The 23,629-nt window shown below is 37.1% G+C and carries 20 protein-coding genes; 12 read left to right on the forward strand and 8 right to left on the reverse strand.

Annotation, left to right across the window (positions count from 1 at the left end; translation table 11 throughout):
* Positions 1-22: 22 nt before the first annotated feature.
* Positions 23-2,482: a transglycosylase domain-containing protein gene (locus BM207_RS13125; RefSeq protein ID WP_090994867.1), complete on the reverse strand. Its 2,460-nt coding sequence runs from the start codon at positions 2,480-2,482 to the stop codon at positions 23-25.
* 145 nt (positions 2,483-2,627) lie between these two features.
* Here BM207_RS13125 and BM207_RS13130 point away from each other — a divergent pair, with 145 nt between their 5' ends.
* Complete coding sequence (locus tag BM207_RS13130; protein WP_090994872.1) at positions 2,628-3,509, forward strand: polyphosphate kinase 2 family protein; 882 nt, start codon at positions 2,628-2,630, stop codon at positions 3,507-3,509.
* A 4-nt stretch (positions 3,510-3,513) separates the two neighbouring features.
* Here the strand turns inward: BM207_RS13130 and BM207_RS13135 are convergent, their stop codons facing one another.
* On the reverse strand, positions 3,514-4,761 hold the full coding sequence (locus BM207_RS13135; RefSeq protein ID WP_090994875.1) for a serine hydrolase: 1,248 nt from the start codon (positions 4,759-4,761) through the stop codon (positions 3,514-3,516).
* A 136-nt stretch (positions 4,762-4,897) separates the two neighbouring features.
* Here BM207_RS13135 and BM207_RS13140 point away from each other — a divergent pair, with 136 nt between their 5' ends.
* The 3 genes from BM207_RS13140 (at position 4,898) to BM207_RS13150 (ending at position 6,926) form a co-directional block, all read left to right on the forward strand.
* Positions 4,898-5,479: a DUF6580 family putative transport protein gene (locus BM207_RS13140; protein WP_090994880.1), complete on the forward strand. Its 582-nt coding sequence runs from the start codon at positions 4,898-4,900 to the stop codon at positions 5,477-5,479.
* Between the two features lie 66 nt (positions 5,480-5,545).
* Positions 5,546-6,238: an SIR2 family NAD-dependent protein deacylase gene (locus BM207_RS13145; RefSeq protein WP_090994883.1), complete on the forward strand. Its 693-nt coding sequence runs from the start codon at positions 5,546-5,548 to the stop codon at positions 6,236-6,238.
* Positions 6,231-6,926 carry a Dph6-related ATP pyrophosphatase gene (locus BM207_RS13150; protein WP_090994886.1) on the forward strand — a complete coding sequence of 232 codons (696 nt, stop codon included), beginning with the start codon at positions 6,231-6,233 and terminating at the stop codon, positions 6,924-6,926. Before BM207_RS13145 ends, BM207_RS13150 begins: the two co-directional genes overlap by 8 nt.
* A 232-nt stretch (positions 6,927-7,158) precedes the next feature.
* Here BM207_RS13150 and BM207_RS13155 read toward each other — a convergent pair whose 3' ends face one another.
* Positions 7,159-7,407 carry a hypothetical protein gene (locus BM207_RS13155; RefSeq protein WP_090994891.1) on the reverse strand — a complete coding sequence of 83 codons (249 nt, stop codon included), beginning with the start codon at positions 7,405-7,407 and terminating at the stop codon, positions 7,159-7,161.
* Positions 7,408-7,434: 27 nt separating this feature from the next.
* Entirely contained in the window at positions 7,435-9,606 is a 2,172-nt protein-coding gene (locus tag BM207_RS13160; RefSeq protein WP_090994893.1) for a S46 family peptidase, read from the reverse strand.
* A 117-nt stretch (positions 9,607-9,723) separates the two neighbouring features.
* On the opposite strand from BM207_RS13160, the gene BM207_RS13165 reads away from it, so the two are divergent.
* The 8 genes from BM207_RS13165 (at position 9,724) to dinB (ending at position 16,614) form a co-directional block, all read left to right on the forward strand.
* Positions 9,724-10,200, forward strand: a complete 477-nt coding sequence (locus tag BM207_RS13165) for a GAF domain-containing protein (RefSeq protein WP_090994896.1) — start codon at positions 9,724-9,726, stop codon at positions 10,198-10,200.
* On the forward strand, positions 10,193-10,798 hold the full coding sequence (locus BM207_RS13170) for a DNA-3-methyladenine glycosylase (RefSeq protein ID WP_090994899.1): 606 nt from the start codon (positions 10,193-10,195) through the stop codon (positions 10,796-10,798). Before BM207_RS13165 ends, BM207_RS13170 begins: the two co-directional genes overlap by 8 nt.
* A 52-nt stretch (positions 10,799-10,850) precedes the next feature.
* A complete protein-coding gene (gene kynU, locus BM207_RS13175) occupies positions 10,851-12,137 on the forward strand; it encodes a kynureninase (RefSeq protein ID WP_090994902.1) in 1,287 nt (428 codons plus the stop codon).
* Positions 12,134-12,994, forward strand: a complete 861-nt coding sequence (locus BM207_RS13180; RefSeq protein WP_090994905.1) for a bestrophin family protein — start codon at positions 12,134-12,136, stop codon at positions 12,992-12,994. Before kynU ends, BM207_RS13180 begins: the two co-directional genes overlap by 4 nt.
* 24 nt (positions 12,995-13,018) lie before the next feature.
* Positions 13,019-13,921: a histone deacetylase family protein gene (locus tag BM207_RS13185; RefSeq protein ID WP_090994908.1), complete on the forward strand. Its 903-nt coding sequence runs from the start codon at positions 13,019-13,021 to the stop codon at positions 13,919-13,921.
* 25 nt (positions 13,922-13,946) lie between these two features.
* Positions 13,947-14,630 (forward strand): pseudouridine synthase, encoded by a 684-nt coding sequence (locus tag BM207_RS13190; RefSeq protein WP_090994911.1) that lies wholly within the window; start codon positions 13,947-13,949, stop codon positions 14,628-14,630.
* 25 nt (positions 14,631-14,655) lie between these two features.
* A complete protein-coding gene (locus BM207_RS13195) occupies positions 14,656-15,402 on the forward strand; it encodes a hypothetical protein (RefSeq protein WP_090994913.1) in 747 nt (248 codons plus the stop codon).
* 111 nt (positions 15,403-15,513) lie between these two features.
* A complete protein-coding gene (gene dinB / locus BM207_RS13200) occupies positions 15,514-16,614 on the forward strand; it encodes a DNA polymerase IV (RefSeq protein ID WP_090994917.1) in 1,101 nt (366 codons plus the stop codon).
* A 32-nt stretch (positions 16,615-16,646) separates the two neighbouring features.
* Here the strand turns inward: dinB and BM207_RS13205 are convergent, their stop codons facing one another.
* The 4 genes from BM207_RS13205 to BM207_RS13220 are packed head-to-tail and all read right to left on the reverse strand — an operon-like array spanning position 16,647 to position 23,495.
* Positions 16,647-17,786: a cytochrome-c peroxidase gene (locus tag BM207_RS13205; protein WP_090994920.1), complete on the reverse strand. Its 1,140-nt coding sequence runs from the start codon at positions 17,784-17,786 to the stop codon at positions 16,647-16,649.
* 3 nt (positions 17,787-17,789) lie between these two features.
* Complete coding sequence (locus BM207_RS13210; RefSeq protein WP_143095956.1) at positions 17,790-19,346, reverse strand: DUF6850 family outer membrane beta-barrel protein; 1,557 nt, start codon at positions 19,344-19,346, stop codon at positions 17,790-17,792.
* Between the two features lie 41 nt (positions 19,347-19,387).
* The gene (locus tag BM207_RS13215) at positions 19,388-20,707 is read right to left on the reverse strand and encodes a DUF4876 domain-containing protein (protein ID WP_090994927.1); all 1,320 of its coding nucleotides are present in this window, start codon (positions 20,705-20,707) and stop codon (positions 19,388-19,390) included.
* 13 nt (positions 20,708-20,720) lie between these two features.
* Positions 20,721-23,495 carry a carboxypeptidase-like regulatory domain-containing protein gene (locus tag BM207_RS13220; RefSeq protein WP_090994932.1) on the reverse strand — a complete coding sequence of 925 codons (2,775 nt, stop codon included), beginning with the start codon at positions 23,493-23,495 and terminating at the stop codon, positions 20,721-20,723.
* Positions 23,496-23,629: the final 134 nt, after the last annotated feature.

Below are 23,629 nucleotides of genomic sequence, written 5' to 3' on the forward strand. Positions count from 1 at the left end.
GGATGAATAGGATTAACTTATGTTATAGATTATTGCCATTTCTTTTCTTTTCTTTTTCCTCTTGTCGCTGTTTTCTTTTTAATTCCCGTTCTTCTTTTTTTGTAAGAGGAACAATTGGCGTAGAATTTTGTTTAACGGGTTGATTTTCTGAAGTTTTTTTCTCTTCCTTTTTCGAGCCTACCGCTTCTTGTTTGGTTGGAATTTCTTCAATTACTGGAATTTCTTCTAGGTTGGTTTCTAAAGAATCGACCGTTAGACTATCAACCTCGGTTGTATCTATTTGTTGCACGGGAGTAGGGCAGTTGAATTTTCTGGTAATTTCTACTTTTGCTTTTGGAAATGGACCGTAAGTATATCCAGAATTTGGATCCTGATAAACCTTTTCCATGAATTTACCGAAAATAGGCAAAGCCGTCCGGGAGCCTTCACCAGTTTCTCCATTCTTGAAATGGGCAGTTCGCTCATCGCAGCCAACCCAAATACCTGTTACCAAATCTTTGGTTATTCCCATGTACCAAGCGTCTACATAATCTGAGGAAGTTCCGGTTTTGCCTCCGATCTGATTATTTTTCTTCCACAAATCCCATTCCCATAAAGCTCTTGAAGTTCCGCCGGGTTCATCCATTCCCCCTCTAAACATATATAACATTAACCATGCTATTTCTTCCGTTAATACCCGTTTAGTTTTTGCTGTAAATTCTTCGATCACATGATCATTCTGGTCAGTGATCTTCTCTACTAAAATAGGTTCTGTTTTCACACCTTCGTTTAAGAAAGTACCGTAAGCACGTACCATTTCAAAAACTGAGACATCATTTGGACCTAAACTAACTGATGGAACTGATTCTAAATGACTTTCAATTCCACATTCATGTGCCCATTTTACCACATTATCCCAGCCCACAGTTTCGGTTACTTGAGCGGTTACCGTATTTACGGATTTTCCCATTGCCCAGCGCAGTGACATTTCCTGATAGGTATTACTCCAGTCTGCATTTTTTGGTTCCCAGTACTTAGTTTCTCCTTTATCTTGGTAGGCGATTTTAATGGGCTTGTCGACATAAGTATCGCAAGGGCTCATTCCGCTCTCGAGTGCTGCTAAATAGGCGAATGGCTTGAAAGTAGATCCGGCCTGTCTTTTGGCTTGATTTACATGGTCGTATTTGAAGAATTTATGATCAATACCACCAACCCAAACTTTAATCTTACCGGTTTTAGGTTCCATTGTCATCATTCCGGTATTCATTATTTTTCCGTAATAACGGATGGAATCCATTGTCGAAAATAGTGTGTCGCGGTCGCCTTTATAAGAGAATACTTTCATTTCTTTCTTCTTATTGAAGTAGGCTTCTATTGAGTCAGTATTATTATTGTACTTTTTAACGAGCATGGCATAAACCGGTAAATTTCTTTTGGCTCTTTCAGGGTAATCCACCTTTTTACGTTCTGAATCTTCCCATGGGTCTTCATTTCCCCAAACGCTATAGAACCTGCGTTGAATAATTCGCATTTGATCTCTTACCGCTTCTTCAGCGTAACCTTGTAATTTGGAATCGATTGTCGTATAAATTTTTAACCCATCTTCTGCCAAATCGTAACCATTTTCTTCACACCATTTCTCGAGATATTTCTCAACAGCAGCTCTCAAATAAGAATCACCATTACTTGAGTCTTGTATTTTGCCTTCTTTTATCTGAAGAGGTATCTTTACAAGCAGTTCGAGACTATCTTTACTTAAATAATTATATTTGTTCATTTGTCGCAGCACAGTATTTCTGCGTTCCAACGCTCTTTGCGGGTTTTTAGTGGGGTTGTAAAGATTGGTACCCTTTAACATACCTATCATTAATGCCGCTTCATTGGCATTTATTTCTTTGGCATCTTTGTCGAAATAGATTCTGGAAGCAGTTTTTATACCATAGGCATTATTGCCGAACGATACGGTATTTAAATACATGGTGATAATATCGTTCTTGCTATAGTTTGATTCCAGTTTTAAGGCGGTCATCCATTCTTTTAATTTAGAAACCATTGTTCTTACTACAGGAATATGCCTTATTAAGCCGGAAGCTTTGCTGTAACGTGTTCTGTACAAATTTTTGGCTAATTGCTGAGTAATCGTACTGGCTCCTCCATCTTTACCCATGCCAACTACTGCTCTTCCAACCGCTTGGATATCTATTCCCGAGTGTTTGTAAAAACGAATATCTTCTGTGGCTATTAAGGCATTAATAATGCTTGGAGCAATTTCATGATAATCGATTGGCGTTCTATTTTCTTTAAAGTATCGGCCAATTAATTTACCGTCGGATGTGTATAGTTCTGAGCCAATTCTTTGGGCAGGTTTTTTAATGTCGGCATAGGTAGGGGAATAGCCAAATAACCATAAAAAGTTTATTTGTAATGCGCAAAAGAAGATTATAAGAAAAAATATAAAAATTGTAAAATAACGAATGTACCTATTTTTTATTTCTCTGAACATGGGGATAAAGATGAAAAAAACGTAATTTATATTCTGTTAAAATGTGTTAAAACTTCAAGTACAAATTAACGTATTTAATTTGCGTAAATTTTAGTCTATATTTAAAATAAATGGATTTTATTGATTTCGTAATCATAATATAGTGATGAAAACAGATGTAAAAAAATATTTAGCCAAAGGAGGAGCTGAATTTAAGTTAAAAGATTTTAGTACTAGTTACAACGGTCATTTGGATAAAACTGCTGGCAAAGAGGCGCTTAGTTGTGTAAAAGAGGAATTGAAAGCTTATCAGGAGATATTATATGCAGCTGATTCTCATGCTATATTGATCATTTTTCAGGCGATGGATGCAGCGGGCAAAGATAGCGCGATTGAACATGTGATGTCGGGTTTAAACCCCCAGGGCTGTCAAGTTCATAGTTTTAAAACGCCTAATAGTGAGGAATATAGTCACGATTTTTTATGGCGTCACTATAAAGCTCTTCCTGAAAGAGGGAAGATTGGTATTCATAATCGATCCCATTATGAAAACGTGTTGGTATGTAAGGTTCATCCTACCTATATTTTAAGTGAAAATATCCCAGATTACAATAATGTGGAGAAAATTGACAAGCAATTTTGGAAAGATAGATATGAAAGTATTCGGAATTTTGAAAAACACCTTGTGGCAAATGGGACAATCATTTTAAAATTCTTTTTGCACGTTTCTAAGGAAGAGCAAAAGCAGCGGTTTTTGGATCGGATTGAGGATCCCAGCAAAAACTGGAAGTTTTCTGTTGGAGACCTGAAAGAACGTGCGCTTTGGGACAAATATATGACAGCCTATGAAGAAGCAATTAAAGAAACATCTACCGATTATGCTCCGTGGTATGTCATTCCTGCAGATAAAAAATGGTATGCTAGGTTAGCCATAAGTGAGGTGATCGGAGATGCCTTAAAATCTCTCAACTTAAAATATCCGGTCTTACCTAAAGAGGAATCTGATCAATTAACAGCAATTAAAGCGCAACTAAATGATGAAAAGTAATAGCCTACTTATAATCCATCTTAAACTTGCTAAGGTCTGCTGTATGTTTTTTTGTTCTATTCAATTCAAATTCATAAATCGTGCTACCTAAATTTTTCATAAATGGATAGCAGACGGTTTTGTATTCGTATTTATTGTCATTGTAAATTCCGTTTTCATTGGATTGTACAACGGCAGTTAAAAAAAACTCGACATTGTTTTTAAAGTCTATAAAGTAAGCGTTGTCGATAATAAAGCCATAACTGTCTCCATATTTATTGAAAATTCTAATAGCTGGATCGATTGCAGCGTTTTTCTCTCTACCATAGTATAACATTTTGGCATAGGTTGGCCAAAATTCTTTTTCGTCGTAGTTTGGGAATTTGCTTTCATTAGGTAATTTACTCATATAGGTGTATATAAGTCTATAATCACTATCTGTTAAATTAAATCTTTCTCTTTTTGAATATGCTTGTGGCATGATTAATCGCATCATCAGGGATTGCTGATCTGCAATGGTAAAAACGTTCTTATCGGCAAAGCTGTAAGGCTCCATCACCAACTGGTCTTTACTATCCATATAACCTTTTCCAACAATTAAGTTGGTTAATGCTAATTCGTAATTTTTATCATCATATTGGGCGTTTTGATGATAAATTAACTTATTACCCTCATAAAAATCAATAGGGTTGGTGTTTCTTGATGACTCTCCACCGTCGCCTATTGCTAAACGATTTAATATTCTACTTTCAGTCAGACCATATTTCCTAAGTTTAGCATTAATTTCTGCTCTCCCAATAAATTCGAATAACCTATTAAAAGCATCGTTGTCGCTGGTTAGTAGAATTTTTTTGATGTAGTGCGCTATCGAGGGTTTCCCGTTTTCGGCACTTTCATCTGTGGTTACCTTAGTTTGTCCCTTAAAACTGCTATCCGTAACCATTGTTAGATCAGCATTTAGGCCTTTTATCTTTAATTCATTGATTTTCTCCAGGGCAAAAATAACCGCTGCTAATTTAACTGTACTTGCAGGGTAGAAATACCGTTTTCCATTTAAATTGTAACTATATGATTTGAATGTTGGCTTATTATTTTTATCCCGATTAACCTGGGTATAGCGAATTTGCACCTCGTTTTTATTTGGATGATTCAATATTCCACTAAATAATTCTGGTTTAGCTAATAGTAAATTCTTTAATAATACTGTATCCGTTTGTTGTGCCATCACTTGCAAATGCATTAAAAATAAAGAAAAAATGAGTAATCGTTTCATAAGAGAAATTTGAATAGTTAAATATAGGATTTGTTTTAAACTGTGATAAGTGATATAATTTTTTTATTCAGCATTTAAAAAGCTAATTTTGTTTAATTAAAGTAATGCAATTTTATTATCGTTAAATTATACACTAATGAAAAACCAAGTTAATTATAGAACACCCATATTGTTATTGTTTATGCTGCTCATTGTGGGATTAAGAGTTTTAGCCCCTCTCTCTGCAGATTTTAAATTTATTGCCAACTTTTCTGGAATAGGAGCTGTGGCTTTATTTGGCGGAGCTTATTTTAAGCATAAAATTAATGCGTTTTTATTACCTGTATTGATGTTGTTTATCAGTGACTTAGGATTGGTTTTAACTATGGGTATAGATTATGGCTTTTATTCAGGTTGGTACTACACTTATATTGCTTTTATTTTGATGGTATTAGTTGGCCATTTGATGATCAAAAAGATAAATGTTCAGCGGGTACTGGCGGCTAGTTTAGTAGGGGTTTTCATTCATTGGGTGGTTTCTGATTTTGGTGTATGGCTTGGATCGACAATTTATGCACAAAATATAGCTGGCTTTTGGGCATGCTTAGTGGCTGCTATTCCTTTTGAAAAGACTTTCTTGTACAGTACGTTGGGTTATTCGGCCTTAATGTTCGGGGCTTTTGAAAGCTTAAAAGCAAAATATCCTGAGTTGAGTAAAAATAACGTTGTGCATTCGTAGTATTCCGGTAAATATTAGAAACCCTTTTGTAGCAATGCAAAAGGGTTTTTTTTATTAGTTTTGGGTATGAAACGAACAGTGGTTGTTTTAACTGGGGCCGGAATTAGTGCCGAAAGCGGAATTAGAACTTTTAGGGATACAGATGGTTTGTGGGAGGGTTACAATGTAATGGATGTTGCTACTCCTGAAGCATGGCGACGAAACCCTGCCCTTGTGCAGCAGTTTTATAACGAGCGCAGAAAGCAGGTTTTAGGTGCCAATCCTAATGAAGCGCATATACAATTGGCTACATTGGAGAAATATTTTGATGTTCAAATCATTACACAGAACATTGATGATTTACATGAGCGTGCGGGGTCGACAAATGTTACGCATTTGCATGGGGTGATTACCTATGCGCAATCTGATCTCAATTCGTCCCTGATTTATCCGATAATAGGCGATGAAATACAGATGGGAAGTTTATGTGAACTGGGTTCGCAATTACGTCCTCATGTAGTATGGTTTGGTGAAAATGTGCCCATGATTGAACAGGCCGCGGCTATTTGCAGTAAAGCCGATTTCTTCATTTTAATAGGTACTTCTTTAGCCGTTTACCCTGCGGCTGGCCTGATTGATTTTGTGCCCGTTAATGTGCCAAAATACATTGTCGACAAGAAAATTCCCGCTGTTGATCATTATAGGCATGTTGTAAAAATCGAGAGCGCCGCAACTGAAGGTGTTAAAGAAGTTGCGCAACAATTAATCAGCCATGTTTAATTTGGCAGTTTTTAATTGGAGCGGAGGGAAGGATAGTACCTTGGCCCTTCATTACACCTTACTAGCGGGTAAGTACAAAATACATTGTCTATTAACCACCGTAAACGAATTCTATAATAGGGTGGCTATGCATGGCGTTAGGGAGTCGTTATTGATGCAACAGGCAGAAATGTTGCAGTTACCTTTACATATTGTAAGGTTGCCGGAGATGCCTGATATGGAGACTTATGAGGAGGTAATAAACACTCATTTTACGACTTTAAAAAGTAAAAATGTAATCAGTTCTATTTACGGAGATATATTTTTAGAGGACTTAAAGTTATATCGGGAGGAACAGATGGCGAAACTAGGAATGGAAGCAGTTTTTCCTTTGTGGAAAAGGGATAGTAGAGAACTTATAACTGAGTTCATTTCCTTAGGTTATAAAACCATTGTGGTTTGTGCGAAGGATGGACTGCAAGATTTTTGTGGCAGGGTAATAGATCAATCTTTCTTGGCAGACCTGCCTGCAGATGTTGACCCATGCGGGGAAAATGGTGAGTTCCATACTTTCGTGTTTGATGGCCCGATTTTTAAGAAACCTATCGCTTTTAAGTTAGGAGAGTTGGTACATAAAAATTTATCAGCGAGCAGTATATCTGGTGAGGTAATTGGTTACTGGTACATCGATTTAATTCCACTTACGTGATCAGCTAAAAACAATCAAACTTATAGGATATTTGGCATAAATCAGGTGCAGAATTTTGTTTGCTTGTTGATTATAATATACAGTTAATCAATATGTTAAATTATTTCAATTAAACTTATTGAAAATTTAAATTGCCGTAACAGAACGTAGATTCATCGATTTTACAGAATAATATTCTGTAACTGTATTAAATAAACTATAATACAGTTACTTATGAATATTATCTCGAGTTTTACTGCTGTCTTTTGTATGCGGCAGTAAAATCACTTCTCATCATCTTAAATCTTTCGACAACGGTGGCTATAAATTCCTCGTCCAAGATTTGAAAGATCTCATTTGCCCCTCCTCCTGTTAAGTCAAGTTCAGATAATTTGAAGCTTTGTTCTAATTGGCCTTGCTCAAATTTTATAATGTATTTTTGGTTCATATTAAACAAGGTGATCTTGCAATCTGGGTGAGGTAGTTCTGCTAGTATTCTCATGTGTGTTTGGTCTTTGTTATCCGTTGCTTATTGAGGGTTTACGCCCATTTCCTTTAAGAGAAAATCTGCATGGTCTATTTTTGATGCAGCCCATAATACATATCTGATGTCTACACCAATAGATCGGCTGTAGCTTTCATTCCATGCGTAGTCGTTAATGGTAGCTCCATAGGCGCGATCGAAATTTACACCTATTAATTCACCATTGGCATTCATAATCGGTGATCCGGAGTTACCACCAGTCGTATCCATGTTATATAAAAATGCGACTGGTACATCATTCAGTTCTTTTTTTGCAAACGAGCCAAAATCTTTGGCTTCCCAAAGTGATTTAATTTGTGAAGGGTAGTTGAAATCCGGATTATTTGATGAGCCTTTTTCAATAATGCCTTTGACTGTTGTATATGGCGCCATAAAGTTTGCGTCGGCAGGCGAGTAGCCCCGCACGTAACCGTAGGTTAATCTCAATGTGCTGTTTGCATCTGGAATGAAATCTTTTCTTAAAAACTTCTCTTTTACATTTACGTAGTCGGCCATGAGCTTATTTAAGACCCCTTCTCTTCGGTCTTTCTCAGGTTTTAGTTCATTCATTTGCCTTGCAATGTCCTTTTCAAACAAAAGCAGTCCGTCATTGTATTCTGCGATAGTTTTAATAGATTTTAAGATTGTATTCAGCACATACGATTGATCTTTAAGTTGGCTTAAGCCAAGTGTTTCTCTTATAAAATCGTTGATCATAGATTCGCTGCTTGATCCTTTATTGATTACTTTATTCACCGCTTTTACACGTTGATTTGAGGGCAAACGAGCGGCATCAGTCATCATTTTTTTCAAGATTTTGCCATCTACTTCGATATCGAAAGCATTGTAGATGCTATTGAGGTTTGATTTGAAAGAACCTATATTAGCTTTGAAATATGCCTCTTTCTGTGCCATTGGTTGTGATTCAAGTGCAGCTTTAAAATTGTTCAACTGTTTTGCGATATTGAGTAAGCTGGTCGAATTATAGATTTGTGTCATCCAAAGATCTCTATAAGCATCTCCATTAATTTGCTGGTACAATTGATCTATATTGTTCATTAGGTCGCCGTATTTAGCCTTCAAATCTACATTATCATTGATGAATTGCGCTAGTGCAGCGTCCTCTTGCTGTTTTTGGTTGACCAAGCCAATATTTTTGAGGCCATTTAGTTTGCCGCGGTAGTTTTTCATCACATTGGCATTCTTTTTTATTCTTGTCGATAACTTCAGCTCGATGTTTTTATCTCTTTTCCCAATTGTTTCCATAGTTGTATTTTGGAAATCAAATAGCTCTGATGTATAGGGCAGTAGATACTTTTCTTGGTAATTGATAAATGCAGCTGGGCGATGACGGAAGGTTTTACCGGGATAACCTAATATAAATACAAAGTCTTCTTCATTCGTTCCGCTTGGATTTACTTTTAAGAACTTTTTTGGAGTATAAGGTATATTATCCTTTGAATATTTCGCTGGAGACCCATCCTTGGCCACGTAAGCACGCATAAACGAATAGTCTCCTGTATGCCGAGGCCATACCCAATTATCGGTTTCACCACCGAACTCGCCTATTTTTCGATTAGGAACATAAACCAGTCTCACATCGAGGATTGTTTTATACCTAAACAAGACATAGGTTTTACCGATAAACATTTCGGATACCTCAGCTTTGATTGTTGGATCTTTTTTTTCAGCTTCTATTACAATGTTCTTCATTGCGTTATTGATTATCTGAAGGCGAGATGAGGGATCGTTGATATTGGTTGCAGCGCCTAGTACTTGCTCAGATACATCTTCATAACTATCTGTAATACGACAGGTTAATTCTTTAGCTTCAAGTTCTTGTTCACGAGTTCTGGCTACAAAACCATTGTTTAAATAATCATTTTCTGGAGTGCTCGCTAATTGGACCGCACTAAAAGCACAATGGTGGTTGGTGATGATCAGGCCTTCGTTAGATACGAAAGAGCCTGTACATCCGCCTACTTTAACAAGTGCGTCTACCAGGCTAACTCCATTTGGGTTGTAAACTTCTTTTTGATCAATTTTGAGTCCTGCTTTTTTAAGGTCTAACTTATGTATCTCACTAAGTGGAAACATTCCCTCTTCAGGTATGCGGGAGCTAAATTGAATTATTCCTGAACATAATAATAAAGTAATTATTGCAATTTTCTTATTCATATTGTGTTATATGTGTGAGCTACAAAGCTAATAATTTTGTTTTTAACTCGAAGTGGATGTTGATTTGCGATGATTTAAGACGTATATTTGAGAGTTTAAACGTTAGCTAAACATTTTATGGCCGAAGATTTAACGATTGCCAAAACTGGCACCAAAGAAGAACAATATTTATCATTAATTCCGCAAATAGAGGCGCTCCTGTATGGAGAGACAGACTTGATTGCAAATTTAGCCAACGTTTGTGCGGCTTTAAAGGAACAGTTTAATTGGTTTTGGGTTGGTTTCTATTTGGTTAAAAGTGATGAGCTGGTATTGGGCCCGTTCCAAGGGCCTGTTGCGTGTACACGTATAAAGAAGGGTAAGGGTGTTTGCGGTGCAAGCTGGGCTCAGGGCGAGACGATCATTGTTCAAGATGTGGATGCCTTTCCGGGACATATCGCCTGTGCATCGGCTTCAAAATCTGAAATTGTTTTACCACTGTTTCAAGCGGGAACCATCATTGGTGTTTTAGATGTTGATAGTGAATATCTTGCTCATTTTGATGAAATTGATTCTGTTTACTTAAATAAAATAATTAGTCTTTTAAATGCCTAAATTACTTTATTCATTTTATCAGCGAGACGATGTAGTTGGTTTAGCTGTTGAACTTTTGGGTAAGCAGCTTTTTACTTTTATTGACGGTAAGTTAACCAGCGGTATAATTGTTGAAACCGAAGCCTATAATGGGATAAGTGATAAGGCTTCTCATGCTTACGGAGATCGCTTTACGCCCCGAACAGCTACGATGTATGAAGCTGGGGGAATAACTTATGTTTACTTGTGTTACGGTATTCACCACTTGTTAAATGTAGTGACGGCGCCAAAAGGAACTCCACAAGCGGTATTAATTCGTGCTGTTGAGCCTTTAGAGGGCGTACCGGCAATGTTGGAGCGAAGAGATATGAGCAGGTTAGCTCCTAGAATTACTGCTGGACCAGGATCTGTGGCCAAAGCTTTTGGAATAGATAAAAAGTTAAATGCTAAAGATCTACTAGGAGAAGAGATTTGGATCGAAGACAATGGATTGAAGATAGAACCATCGAAAATTGTTGCTTCACCCAGAGTTGGTGTGGATTATGCGGGCGACCATGCGTTATTGCCGTGGCGATTTTATGTAAAGGGAAATCCTTACGTAAGTAAACCAAACTCTTAATCAATAACCGTGTATTACTAGTCTGCTCATAATTTTTTGCTAATATTGCCGGATGAAGTTTGAAAACAATCTACTTTTTTCTCAAAACCTGGACCTTGCGGATCCTTTACGCACTATGCGGGATGATTATCTTTTTCCCGTTTTGAACAATAAGCCTTTTATATATTTATGTGGTAACTCGTTAGGGCTTCAACCTAAAGTAGCAAAAGAGGTATTGGATGTTCAGTTGAACAACTGGCAGAACCTAGCCGTTGAAGGATGGTTTGAGGGCAATTCACCTTGGATGTTCTATCATAAGGAACTTAAAAAACTAATGGCTCCGCTCGTTGGGGCTAAAGTAGCAGAGGTATGCCCCATGAATACTTTAACTGTTAATTTGCATCTTTTAATGGTAAGTTTCTATCAGCCGAATGATAAGAGATTTAAGATAATCATGGAGGCGGGGGCATTTCCGTCAGATCAATATGCTATAGAAAGTCAGGTTCGTTTTCACGGTTACGACCCTAAAGAAGCTATTATAGAAGTTAAGCCGAGAGATGGGGAATATATTTTACGCACAGAGGATATACTGCAGGTTATTGAAGCAAAGGGTGATGAGATTGCTTTAGTGCTCTTTGGCGGGGTGAATTATTTTACCGGTCAGTGGTTCGATATGCCGGCAATTACCAAAGCTGGGCATAAAGCAGGAGCTTTAGTAGGCTTTGATTTAGCTCACGCAGCCGGAAATGTACCTTTGTCCTTACATGACTGGGATGTTGATTTTGCTTGTTGGTGTTCTTATAAATACCAAAATGCGGGCCCTGGCGGCATTGCGGGGATTTTTGTGCATGAGAAGCATTTCAATGACGCTTCTTTGAATCGCTTTGCGGGCTGGTGGGGATACAATGAAAGCAACCGTTTTAAGATGGAAAAAGGCTTTGTTCCGGAGTTGGGTGCAGATGGCTGGCAGGTTAGTTGTACACAGGTAATGCCAATGGCTTTGTATCATGCATCCTTACAGCTTTTTGATAAGGTGGGCTATTTAACGTCATTAAGAGAGAAAAGTAAAACTTTAACTGAATATCTATTTTATGTTATAGATGAGGTTAATACCAATATAGGATACGAGCAATTTAAGATCATTACTCCTCGTGGGCAAGCAGATAGAGGTGCGCAAGTTTCTATCATTGCGAAGAGCCATGGGAAGGAATTTTTCGATAAGTTGGTAGAAAACCATGTTTTGGGCGATTGGCGGGAGCCGAATGTAATTCGTTTAAGTCCAGTGCCTATGTATAATAGTTTTGAAGATGTTTACAGAACGGGAGCATTGTTATTATCGCTTAGTAAATCAATTTTATGATACATTATAATCCAAAGGACTGGATAAGTTTTATTTTTCATGTTCATAAAGCGGATACGTTTCGCAAATTGTGGCCATTGATGTTAAGCGTCTCCATTTTTTCTGGGGGGATAGCTTACTTGGAACTTAATCATTTGAAGCTGGCCGAAACCACTTATATTAAAAATATTGGAATGATGCATAGCTTATTGGGGTTTGTAATTTCAATGCTGCTGGTGTTTAGGACCAATACTTCTTATGATAGGTGGTGGGATGGAAGGAAGCTCTTAGGTGGTTTAACCAACGTAAGCCGGAATTTAGCACTCAAAATTAAAGCCCTTGATTTAGATAAAGATGAGGTATCGTTCTTTAAATACGCAATTCCCAAATTTGCATTTGCTTTAAAAGAACATTTGAGAGAGCGGCAATATTTTGGCAAGGACAGCTTTTTAATTCAAATTGATGGGGGGAAGCATATTCCGAACCAGGTAGCTTCGAGTTTAATGAATAGAATTTATACACTGCAAAAAAGTAATATTATTTCTCAGGAGCAGCTTATTATTTTAAGCTCCGATGTAAGTCAGTTCACCGACATATGTGGGGGGTGTGAGCGTATTAAGAACACACCTATTCCATACTCCTATAGCGCTTTTATCAAAAAATTCATTTTTATTTATGTGATTACCTTGCCATTTGGGTGGGTATTTAGTTTGGGTTATTTTGTGGTGCCAATTGTGCCATTCATTTTGTATGTCCTTGCCAGTCTGGAGTTGATTGCTGAAGAGATTGAAAATCCTTTTGGGAGTGATGCGAATGACTTGCCTGTGGATGAGATTTCGACCAATATAGAAAAGCATGTTGGAGAGATTCTTAATTAGGTTGAAAAAAGCTTATTGCGCTTTATGTTAAAGATTGCCTACCATCCAATATTTTCACATCCCTTGCCGGAGGGGCATCGTTTTCCGATGGTTAAATATGAACTGATACCCGAACAATTATTGCATGAGGGTATGATAGCTGATGCTAACCTGTTTGCTCCAGAGATTTTGACGGAGGAAAATATCCTTACTACCCACGCAGCAGATTATTGGATAGACTTAAAGAATTTAACATTGGGTGCTAGGGAACAACGACGTATTGGGTTTCCATTAACATCATTATTAGTTGAAAGAGAGCTTAGGATAGCGAAAGGCACTATAGATGGTGCTTTATTTGCCATGAAGTATGGAGTTGCGTTTAATGTAGCTGGTGGAACCCACCATGCCGGTCGCCATTGGGGCGAAGGTTTTTGCTTGCTAAATGATCAAGCTATTGCGGCTAACTATTTACTTAATAATAACTTAGCTAAACGTATTTTAATCATTGATTTAGATGTTCATCAGGGAAATGGAACTGCTCAGATTTTTGAAGGGGAATCAAGGGTGTTTACTTTTTCAATGCATGGCGCCGATAATTTTCCCTTTCGTAAGGAGCAGTCTGACTTAGATATTGCCTTGCCTAACGGAAGCGGTGATGAAGTTTTTTTAAACAAGTTAACTGATGCTTTAGCTTCGGTGTTCGATAAGCATCGGCCTGATTTTGTTTTCTATTTGTCGGGCGTTGACGTTTTGGATACGGATAAACTGGGTAAATTGGCTTTAACTAAGAAGGGGTGCAAAAAGCGCGACCAATTGGTTTTTGAAGTATGTATCAATCACCAAGTACCTGTTCAGGTGAGCATGGGTGGGGGTTACTCGGCAAATATAAATACCATTGTAGATGCTCATTGCAATACTTTTAGGACTGCGGTTGACCTTTATTTTTAATCATTAAATTCTCTTACCTTCGCAAATGCTGGAAATTATCTATCAAGACGACCATTTAATTGCGATTAATAAACCTCATGGTTTATTGGTACACCGGTCGAAAATAGCCAATGACGCTACTGAATTTGCTTTGCAAATGCTCCGCGATCAAATTGGGAGACAGGTTAGTCCCGTACATCGTTTGGATCGAAAAACAAGTGGTGTTTTATTATTTGCTTTTGAAAAAGATGTAGAAATAGCTATGCATAAGCAGTTTCAAGAAGGCTTGGTTGCTAAAAAGTATCTTGCGATTTTGCGTGGATATGCTCCCGAACAAATGGATATTGATTATCCTTTAGCAAAAGAGAATGGAAATATGCAAGAAGCTTTTACTTCATTTATAAGTTTACAGCGGGCTGAAATTGCTGTTCCTTTTGGCAAGCATGAAACTTCTCGTTATACCTTGATAGAAGCATGTCCTAAAACTGGAAGGATGCATCAATTGAGGAGACATTTTGCACATATATTTCATCCCATTATAGGTGATAGAAAACACGGTTGCAATAAGCAGAATAAATTTTTTAAGGAGCAATTTGACATGACTACCATGTTGCTTCATGCTACTGAAATTGCTTTTAAACATCCAGTTAGCGGTGTCGACGTGAAGTTAAACGCGAAGATACAAACTGAGTTCAAGAAAGTGATGGAGTTAATGAGTTTTAACCTCTAGCATTATATTTGATAAGACAAGTTTTATGGATAAATTTTTGCGTTTTGTACCAATTGTGCCGTTAGCCTTATTAGCAGGTTGTTCTTCTATTTATATGCCTAGCGTTCCAAATACGCCTATGCTAACTACCCAAGGTGAGATAGGTGCTGGGGCACATATTTCATTAAAGGGAAATTTCAATTTTAATTCGGCTTATGCGGTCAGCAATCATTTTGCGGTAATGGCAAACGGTGCCTCTATGAACAATGAAAGGCATAAAAAAGACGTAAAAAATAAAATGATCGAATTCGGCGCAGGCTATTTTGACACCTTTGGTCCTGATAACAACCGAATATTAGAAATTTATGGAGGTTTTGGAAGCGGGAAGAATGAACGGCTTTTTAGAGAGTTTGATGATAATGAGTTGCTGATTGGCACTGATTTTCAGAAATCCAAATATGATAAGAAGTTTATTCAAGTAAATTATAGCTCTAAAAAGAAAGATAATCTACATTTGTTCGGTACCGATTTTGGTTTAAATTTTGGTACGGCATTAAGAATGAGTTTTGTAAAAACCAATGATTTTTATAGAAATGGTATTTTACAGGCTAATGAAGATAATATCTTTATTGAACCAGTATTCTTTACAAGGATGATATTGAGTGATGAAGTACAGTTGCAGTATACCACAGGAAGCAACTTCGGTTTAAAAGATCGTAAATTTTTAAATGCTGGCCATTCTGTGTTTAGTGTTGGGGTAGTGGTAAATTTGGGTAGAGCGCCGAAGAAATAGTAATGTTCGCCGAGTTGTAGCTAAGTAGTAGGTAAGTAGTAAGTAAGTAGTAGGTAAGTACAAGGTAAGTGGTTGGTTCGTGAAATCGTTGTAATATTGTAAATTTGTTAGATGACAAGGCAAATGGTCCGCAAGATTATCCACATAGACATGGATGCATTTTATGCGTCTGTTGAGCAAAGGGATTTTCCAGCGTATCGGGGCAAGCCTTTGGTAGTTGGAGGATCTCCAGAGGGACGAGGAGGCGTGGTAGCCACCGCCAGTTATGAGGCCAGGAAGTTTGGTATACGTTCGGCTATGACTTCCAAGAAAGCCCAGCAGTTATGTCCTTATGCAATTTTTGTGAGACCCAGATTTGCAGCTTATAAAGAAGTGTCGGTTAAAATAAGGGAAATATTTCGGCGTTATACCGATTTAATCGAACCTTTATCATTGGATGAGGCTTACCTAGACGTAACTGTTGATAAATTAAACATAGGGTCGGCCATAACTATTGCCGAAGAAATTAAAAAGGCAATTAAAGAGGAATTAAGTTTGACAGCTTCAGCAGGCGTATCGATTAATAAATTTATTGCTAAAATTGCTTCGGACATGAATAAACCTGATGGATTAACATTTATTGGCCCTTCCCGTATTGAGGCATTTATGGAGCAGCTTCCAGTTGAAAAGTTTTTTGGTGTGGGTAAAGTAACGGCCGAAAAAATGAAAAGACAAGGGTTGTTTATTGGCAAAGATTTAAAGCAGCTAACGGAACACAGGTTGGTACAGCTATTTGGGAAGACAGGAAAGTTCTTTTATAAAATTGTTAGGGGAATTGATGACCGGGAAGTAAGGCCTAATCAAGAAATTAAATCAATTAGCGCAGAAGATACCTTTATGGACGATTTGGATAGAGGTGAAGAGCTTGATGATTGGTTGTCTCAAATCACTAAATCGGCCTACAAAAGGCAACAATATTATCAAATTTATGGCAGGACTATAACCTTGAAGATAAAATTTGGAGACTTTAAAATCATTACCAGAAGTCAGTCATTTCCAATTCCTATTGTCGCCCTAGAAGATATTTTGGCAGTGACCCATCAGTTATTGGCGAATGCTGATCTTAATGGAAAGAAAATACGGCTTTTGGGAGTTTCATTCAGTAATTTTGGAGAAGTAAAGCTCCGGGAGAGAAAAATAGCTGATCAGACCACGTTATTTCCCCAAGATTAGCTATTCAATATAACCGGCAAGCATTAGCGCTGTTAGTTTGGTAGTTTTTCAACTCTTATTAAAACAGGCTGTGACGATAAAGATCCTAGAAAAGCGATTACTGCTTCCTTTTCAGCATTACTAAGTCTTATTCCTCTCAAGAGTTTATCATTTTTAGGTAATAGCGGATCGTTTTCTTGTTCTGCTCTAACCCGCTGGATAGGCATGCCCATATTGTACATATTCATCACTCCGTCCATATCGCCAAATAGGCCATTGTGAAACCAAGGCGCAGTTCTCATTACATTTCTCAGACCTGGGGTTTTGAATTTACCAACGTCTGCAGGATTTTTAGTTACCTTATATAAACCTAAATCCTCGTACTTACGGCCATAATATGTTAGCCCATCATTATGGAACTGATTATCTGTGAAAAAGGGTCCATTATGGCAATTCATACAGCGAGCTTTGGTTCTGAAGAGGTGAAGCCCCATTATTTGTTGATCTGTTAAGGCTTTTTTATCATTCGACAAAAAGCGGTCGAAATCTGTGCGCCTGCTTACAATACTACGTTGAAATGTTGCGAGACTTGCAAATATGCGTTCATTATTGATTTCTTTTGAACCAAATGCATTTAAAAAGTAGGGTTCATAACCTTTGATTTTTTTTAATTTTTTAGGCAGCAGTTTCATATCCTGATGCATTTCATTGTGCGCTGTAACAGGCATTCCTGCTTGCTCCTCTAAACTATTTGCCCTGCCATCCCAAAATAGTTTCTTGCTGTACCAGACATTTTCTAAAGATGGTGCATTACGAATATTCGCTAAATGATCATGCCCAATGGAAACTCTTTTTCCATCGGCCCAGTTCAGATCAGGCACATGGCAACTTGAACAGGAAATTTGATTGGAGCCAGATAAGCGAGGATCGAAGAACAAAATCTTTCCAAGCTCCACTAAGTGTTTTATTGAATCATTTTTTAAATTTAACGGGGAAGGCAATAACTCTCCAAGTTCTTCGAACGCAATTCCACTATCTACATTTGCCTTTGGCCATTCTTTGCTAGGTTTGGCATATACTTTTCTCAACGAATCTATAGAAAGATTGTCTCCATTTTTAAATTCGATAAACGTAAATGAATAAATGGTGAAAAAGAAAAATATGATAGCTACTACAATTGAGATTTTTTTCATTTACTAAAAATAGAGGTTAAAGCTGATATTATTAAAGAACCTTTCATTGCCAGGAATAGCCGTTGTAGGTCGCTGTAAGTTCTTCATTTTGTCGTTTTTGCTATAAACGGCATTCACCTTAACTGCCGCTTGCATAGTGTTAAAGAAGGGAAAACTATAGGTTGCACTTGCGGAAACTCCATATCTATTTGCGGTGTTAAATAAGTAATTATAGCGTATTACCTCTTTCGTAAAATAACTTTCATTGGCTTCACTTACTTGTAGCTTTTCGGTTACCGGCAATCCGTAGTGAACTCCTGCGTATGCTCCAAAAGATTTGTGGTTAGCTACCTTTCTATTAACGCCCAGGCCGGCATTCAATAAAACATTTTTGAAATATACAAGATTTCCGGTTATTCCATCAATTCTTTCTTCGGATGTCTGTTTAGCGCCAATTAAATAGTTATAAGTGCTGCTATTCTTGGTGATTGTATAATTCACTTGCAAGTTAATTTTCTGGCCAGTATACACATAATTTTTAGCAAAAAAATCAAGATTAAAATCCTCGCCAGCTAAATTTTCATAGGCAATATTTACTCCCAAATTTCCTGCAAAAATAGGTTTAATCCAAAGTAAATTTAAGTCTAATTTAGCTAGATTATAGTAAGAAAGGTCTGTAATCTCGCTACCTGTTCTATAGTCATACACTTGTTTTTCATTCACTTTTGTACCTATAAAATAGAAAGAACCCAGTTTTGTGTTTGCTGCTGCAAAAGAAGTGGCTAGGCCAGATCGGGTCTGGAAATCATTATAATTTCTTTCCGAAGTTTTTGGGATCGGTTCCCCGTATCCATTAATTAGGTAATTTACATAGTTCGGATAGCTGATACTTTCGTAATACGTACGGTTTTTATATCCGATTGTTACTTTTTCCTGTCCGTAACCCACTAGGTAAGTTAAACCAAATTTCACGTTATCAGCAACATTATAGCCTAGCATACCTCGCATGTTTAGTTGGTATTCTTTAACCGAACCTCTGGGATCATTATTAGCAAAATGATCAGCTATGCGATAATCTAAGCCAATACCAAGCGTAATCTTGTTTCCTGACAAAGTTTTCGCTCCAATAACTTTAAAATCATATGTCGACCTTTCATAGTGATTATTTGCTGGTGAACCAAAATAATAAGGTGTTGTAGGGTTATTGCGGGTTTGATGCGAAAAACGTGTACTATCTTCCATTGTTTTTTGGTAATTGAAAGCTCCAAAAAGCTTAATACCTTTTAAATCTGTTATTCCTTCTGAACTTAAAAAAACAGTATTCGTTTGCGTACTGCCTTGCGCATTTACAAATTTTCCTTTTTCAAATTGATGTCCAGCCGAGATTGTACTAAGCTGGGCTGGCATTAATTGGGAGAGGAATAAAGGACTTAATTTAGCAAATGAGTAACTGATCATGCTTAAGGAATCAGAAAAATAGAGCTGTCTTTGCTGAACAATATTTCTGACAGAGTCTTGCTGTGCAAAAAGTTTCGCATGGGAGCTTATCAACAAAACGAATATGAAGCAAATTTTTCTCATGATATTTAGGCGTTTAACATTGATCGTCAAACACCGCCTTGTTATTGTTTAAATCCCCTTGGGGTTGCAATGTTAAAGAAACTAAAATCTTCGGTACTGTTATTGGTATCCTTTAATATTATCCGGCCATTTATTGTTTTTTCTGTTTTTCTGATTACAGATTGAGAGGTATAGGACCCTGCTGGTACAAACGCAAATCCGGCATCTAACGCAGGGTTTAATTTTTTGGGGTTTCTGTCATCTGGGAGGTTTGCCTGAACCTCTACTGCGTCTAAAATAAGGTTATTGGGTATTTGATAATACTTTTTAGATGTCGAGGTGGGTACTGATTTTGTTGGGTAGTGGTATTGAGGTAAGTCTTTCACTACTACATCAGCGCTGGCTTTGAATAAAATGTATGAGTATCTTCCATTATTATCGAAAATCATATCTGTGCCGAAATAAGCTAGCGCTTCGAGGTTCGGAACAGCTGTATCTACGTCTGAGGATAGCGGTTTCGTTAAAAAAGGCGCATAATAAGCTTCAAAATCGGCGCCACTTAAATCTACGGTTAGTGAAGGATCTAACACGCTTACGGCCTCTCCGTCAGTTCCAGTAAATGGCTGTTTATGATTGATTGCCGTTTGCGCAACAACAATGCTTTTACCTGGTAGAACAGGGTATTGTTTGCCAGTTCCTGGAATCATTAATAATGCTCTTGCATATACATAATCCTTATTTGCATCTATGTTTGTTGGCATATTAACAGATTTGCTCCAATCCATTTGTTCAGACGGTAAAAGATAATATGAAGCACCTGAAGTTATTACGCCAGTTATCTCTGCAAAATATAGTCCATCTGCATATAAGGTTTGGTCACTATTGTTATAAAATTCAATGAATTGATCTCTATAAGTTGCGCCATTTTGACGATGTGACCCTGCGAAATAAATTTGTTTAATCACCCAATCGCTTATGGTACCCGAAACTAGTTTAAGTTCTATACCCCCTGTAAAACCCACGGTTATCTGTGTGTTTTTGGAAGCTGCATTAAAAGTAATATCTGAATTAGTTTCAATTCCTGTGAGCTGGGTGTACACAGCCGCTGCAATTGTGATTGTTGCATCGATATCGTAGGTGCCGGCAGCAATAGATTTAAAAGTAATTGCACCTGTTTCATCAGTATTCAATATTTGAACTGTTCCCGTATTCACATTTTTTAGTTGAATTTTAATATCTTTTTGTGGAAGGGTATAGCTACTTGTTTCCAAGGAATAAGAAACTTTAACCGCCAAATCGACAGGTTGGATATCTGATGTTTTATCTTTCTTACAAGCACTAAAAAGTACGCAAATTAAAAGGGTATAAGCTAGTTGTTTCATGTAATTATTATTTTTAAAGTTTTAAAGATATTTCTGCACCAAACGTTGGCGACTGATTTGGATAAACATATTGAAGATTGGAATTCAGGTAATAAGGCTGGTAATTGAAAACATTATATACATTAAAAGAAAATTTGAAACGTTTTTTGATTTCTTTACCAATACTTAAATGAAAGTTTGAAATGATTTCGGGAATATTATCTACTTCCAATTCAGCTGTTGGCTTAAAGAGATGCCCTATATTTACATCGTTTGGAGTAGAAGCTGTTACTACAATATGTCTTCCATCACGGGTATAATAAGCAATTGGCGTTCCTGAGCCTGCCTTATATACCGTTTTTTGTAGGAGGGTAAATTCGGCTGTCGCCTGAATAAACAGGCTTATTTTAGGGATGTGGGTGGTTGAGGTGATTCGCCCATTGCTGGAATAGTTAGTCGTGTTACTGGGCTGATAAATTCCGGTCACAGCATAGTCGGGGTTATTGTTGCTGTCTTCAAAATTTGTATAACTGAAGTCTGTAGATTTTGTTTGACTTCTAAACAAACCCCCGCTCATGTTAAAAGAAGTTGCAATACTTGCAAATTCCGGTGTGGTAAAAATCAAGTCGAAACCATATCCATTCGAAGACAGGTTGTTACTAAATTTAAATATGTTCGTTCTCACCGCTCTAAATCCGCTGGGTGTTAAAATGGGCTGTTTTCCAGTTCCTGGTTGGAATGTTGCAGAAAAGGTAGGTAATACAATAACTTCATCTACTCTTGAATTGCCTATACCATTCCGGTTTTGTTTGGCGAATGCATTAAATGACAAATTATATTTCTTAATTTTTAACTGGGATGAGAACTCAAATGTTTGCGTATTTGCCGATTTTAAACCTTTTGCAGTATTTTCATATTTGTTTACGTAAACCAAATAAATACTCTCGGCAGCTTTACCATTGTAGGCATTGATAATGGGAACTTCAAAATAGGTTGGACCGGGATAACGTTGTCCAAGGGCAGGGGACTTATAAGAAATTCCATAAGCAAGTCCTATTCTAAAAGATTTGCTTACTTCATAATTTACGTTTGCGCGTGGAGAATAGGAAGGTAGATTATTTTGTAAATCATATCTTAATCCGGTTCTTACATTTAGAATTCTATTAAAAACTTTGGGGCTAATAACATTCTCTATATATACTCCAACATCTTGCTGTGCAACAGCCAAAGAGAAATCGTAATATCGTTCTGATCGGTTGCTACTTAACGAATTATTGGAAGCTTTAGTGGAAACCCTTGGTCTATTAGGATCTAAAACCTGTCCTAAGCCGTTATTTGCTCCATAGCTATAACTTCCTCCATAACTCAAAAAGCTATTCACTTTTCCAATTTTAAACTCGGAATTAAAGTCTAAGCGGGCAGAAATATTTAATGGCCTCCCATCAATTAAAGACTGAGCGGTATAAATTCCCTTTTCATAAGAACCTTCGTGGATACCAGTAGTTGTGGCATCGGATACTAAAACATAAGGATCGTTTACAAAAGCTTCTGTGTAACTCACTTGATGTCCTGTTGAATATCTTAGATTTAGGCTAATATTTTTTATAAATGGATGATCGATCCGATACGAGGTCCTATTCGCGAGGCTGAAATTCCAGCTGTCAAATTTTACAATTTTATTTGTTAAGTCATCTTTATCGTCTTTTATACCGTCTAAATTTCTACCATAATCAAAACTAAAAGTATTCTTCAAACGGTTCTCTGCACCAAAATAATTGGTGTGCATTGAGTTTACGTTAATGCGTTTATAGGCTTTTATCTTATCTCGATTGTCGGCATACGAGTTAACATAATTTACTCCAACGTTTAAATTACCTGCTTTCTTACCCAATCCAAATCCTTTAGAAAAACCGTAAGAAGTTGCATTGTCTCGTAGCTGCATTCTAATGTAAGCTGGCGACTTACCTGCCTGTCTTTCCACAACAACTGCTCCTTCAGATAAATCTCCGTATTTTGCTGAGGGTACACCGGCGATAACTTCTATGCTTTCTATATTGTCTGCCGGAATTTGTCGCAGGTCCATACCTCCAAAAGCAAAATCGCCAGAATAACTTCTACCAGTCGTGCCATTTAAACCAGAACTATTCCCGCTGATAACAGATTGCGCACCATTTGAGCCTGCAATGCCAGGGTTATAACTCTGCATATTGAGATTGTTCGTGATCACATTCCCGTCTACAATAATCGATACGCCAAAAGCATTGTTCATCTCAAAGATGTTTTTTCCACTAGAAACCGCCGAAAAAGAAGACCTTAAAGTAAGATTTTGAACATTTTGTAAGCTAGGTGCCGTCACCTTTCTATTAGGAATCTGATTGAGCAAGTCGTTTAAACTTAATGCTGGAATTTGCTCGATTACATCCCTGCCAATGAAGAGTGAGGAGTTTGAACTTGCTTCGAAATTGCGTTTTGCATTAACTTCGATGCCTTCTAAACTTAAGTTCAATTCCTTTAATGTAATGTTTCCGAGGTTTACATCCGTTGAATTAGTTTCGATCTTCTTCGTCAGTTTTTGATAACCTAAGTAGGTAAAATCAATAGTTACTGAAGTGTTTGAGCGAATTTTTAATTTAAATTCTCCAATTTCATCGGTAGTTGTAAATTGGTTAGTCTCATTTATCTTTACATTTACAGAGGATATTGGTTTTCCGGCAGTGTTAAGTATTTTTCCACTAACCGTGATGTTTGTTTGTGCTTTAGTGCCGAACAAGATGCTTGTGAATAGAAAATATAGATACAGCTGTTTCAATTTAGACTAATTCTAATTTTCGGCAAAGGTGGGAAAAATACCATTATTACGCAAACTATTTAGAATAATTCTAAGTAATTTCTTAACTTAATACATATTTAATGTTTTATTAATGGAACAATACTATTTTTGTT

Origin of the sequence: Pedobacter insulae (assembly GCF_900113525.1) — a bacterium.
GTDB lineage: Bacteria > Bacteroidota > Bacteroidia > Sphingobacteriales > Sphingobacteriaceae > Pedobacter > Pedobacter insulae.

Coding starts and splice junctions, on each gene's coding strand:
- BM207_RS13170 (WP_090994899.1), top strand. CDS start 10,193: ATGCCTAAATTACTTTATTCATTTTATCAGCGAGACGATGTAGTTGGT.
- BM207_RS13210 (WP_143095956.1), bottom strand. CDS start 19,346: ATGAGAAAAATTTGCTTCATATTCGTTTTGTTGATAAGCTCCCATGCG.
- BM207_RS13205 (WP_090994920.1), bottom strand. CDS start 17,786: ATGAAAAAAATCTCAATTGTAGTAGCTATCATATTTTTCTTTTTCACC.
- BM207_RS13215 (WP_090994927.1), bottom strand. CDS start 20,707: ATGAAACAACTAGCTTATACCCTTTTAATTTGCGTACTTTTTAGTGCT.
- BM207_RS13155 (WP_090994891.1), bottom strand. CDS start 7,407: ATGAGAATACTAGCAGAACTACCTCACCCAGATTGCAAGATCACCTTG.
- BM207_RS13180 (WP_090994905.1), top strand. CDS start 12,134: ATGATACATTATAATCCAAAGGACTGGATAAGTTTTATTTTTCATGTT.
- BM207_RS13125 (WP_090994867.1), bottom strand. CDS start 2,482: ATGTTCAGAGAAATAAAAAATAGGTACATTCGTTATTTTACAATTTTT.
- BM207_RS13145 (WP_090994883.1), top strand. CDS start 5,546: ATGAAACGAACAGTGGTTGTTTTAACTGGGGCCGGAATTAGTGCCGAA.
- BM207_RS13130 (WP_090994872.1), top strand. CDS start 2,628: ATGAAAACAGATGTAAAAAAATATTTAGCCAAAGGAGGAGCTGAATTT.
- BM207_RS13150 (WP_090994886.1), top strand. CDS start 6,231: ATGTTTAATTTGGCAGTTTTTAATTGGAGCGGAGGGAAGGATAGTACC.
- kynU (WP_090994902.1), top strand. CDS start 10,851: ATGAAGTTTGAAAACAATCTACTTTTTTCTCAAAACCTGGACCTTGCG.
- BM207_RS13140 (WP_090994880.1), top strand. CDS start 4,898: ATGAAAAACCAAGTTAATTATAGAACACCCATATTGTTATTGTTTATG.
- BM207_RS13190 (WP_090994911.1), top strand. CDS start 13,947: ATGCTGGAAATTATCTATCAAGACGACCATTTAATTGCGATTAATAAA.
- BM207_RS13135 (WP_090994875.1), bottom strand. CDS start 4,761: ATGAAACGATTACTCATTTTTTCTTTATTTTTAATGCATTTGCAAGTG.
- BM207_RS13195 (WP_090994913.1), top strand. CDS start 14,656: ATGGATAAATTTTTGCGTTTTGTACCAATTGTGCCGTTAGCCTTATTA.
- BM207_RS13185 (WP_090994908.1), top strand. CDS start 13,019: ATGTTAAAGATTGCCTACCATCCAATATTTTCACATCCCTTGCCGGAG.
- BM207_RS13165 (WP_090994896.1), top strand. CDS start 9,724: ATGGCCGAAGATTTAACGATTGCCAAAACTGGCACCAAAGAAGAACAA.
- dinB (WP_090994917.1), top strand. CDS start 15,514: ATGACAAGGCAAATGGTCCGCAAGATTATCCACATAGACATGGATGCA.
- BM207_RS13160 (WP_090994893.1), bottom strand. CDS start 9,606: ATGAATAAGAAAATTGCAATAATTACTTTATTATTATGTTCAGGAATA.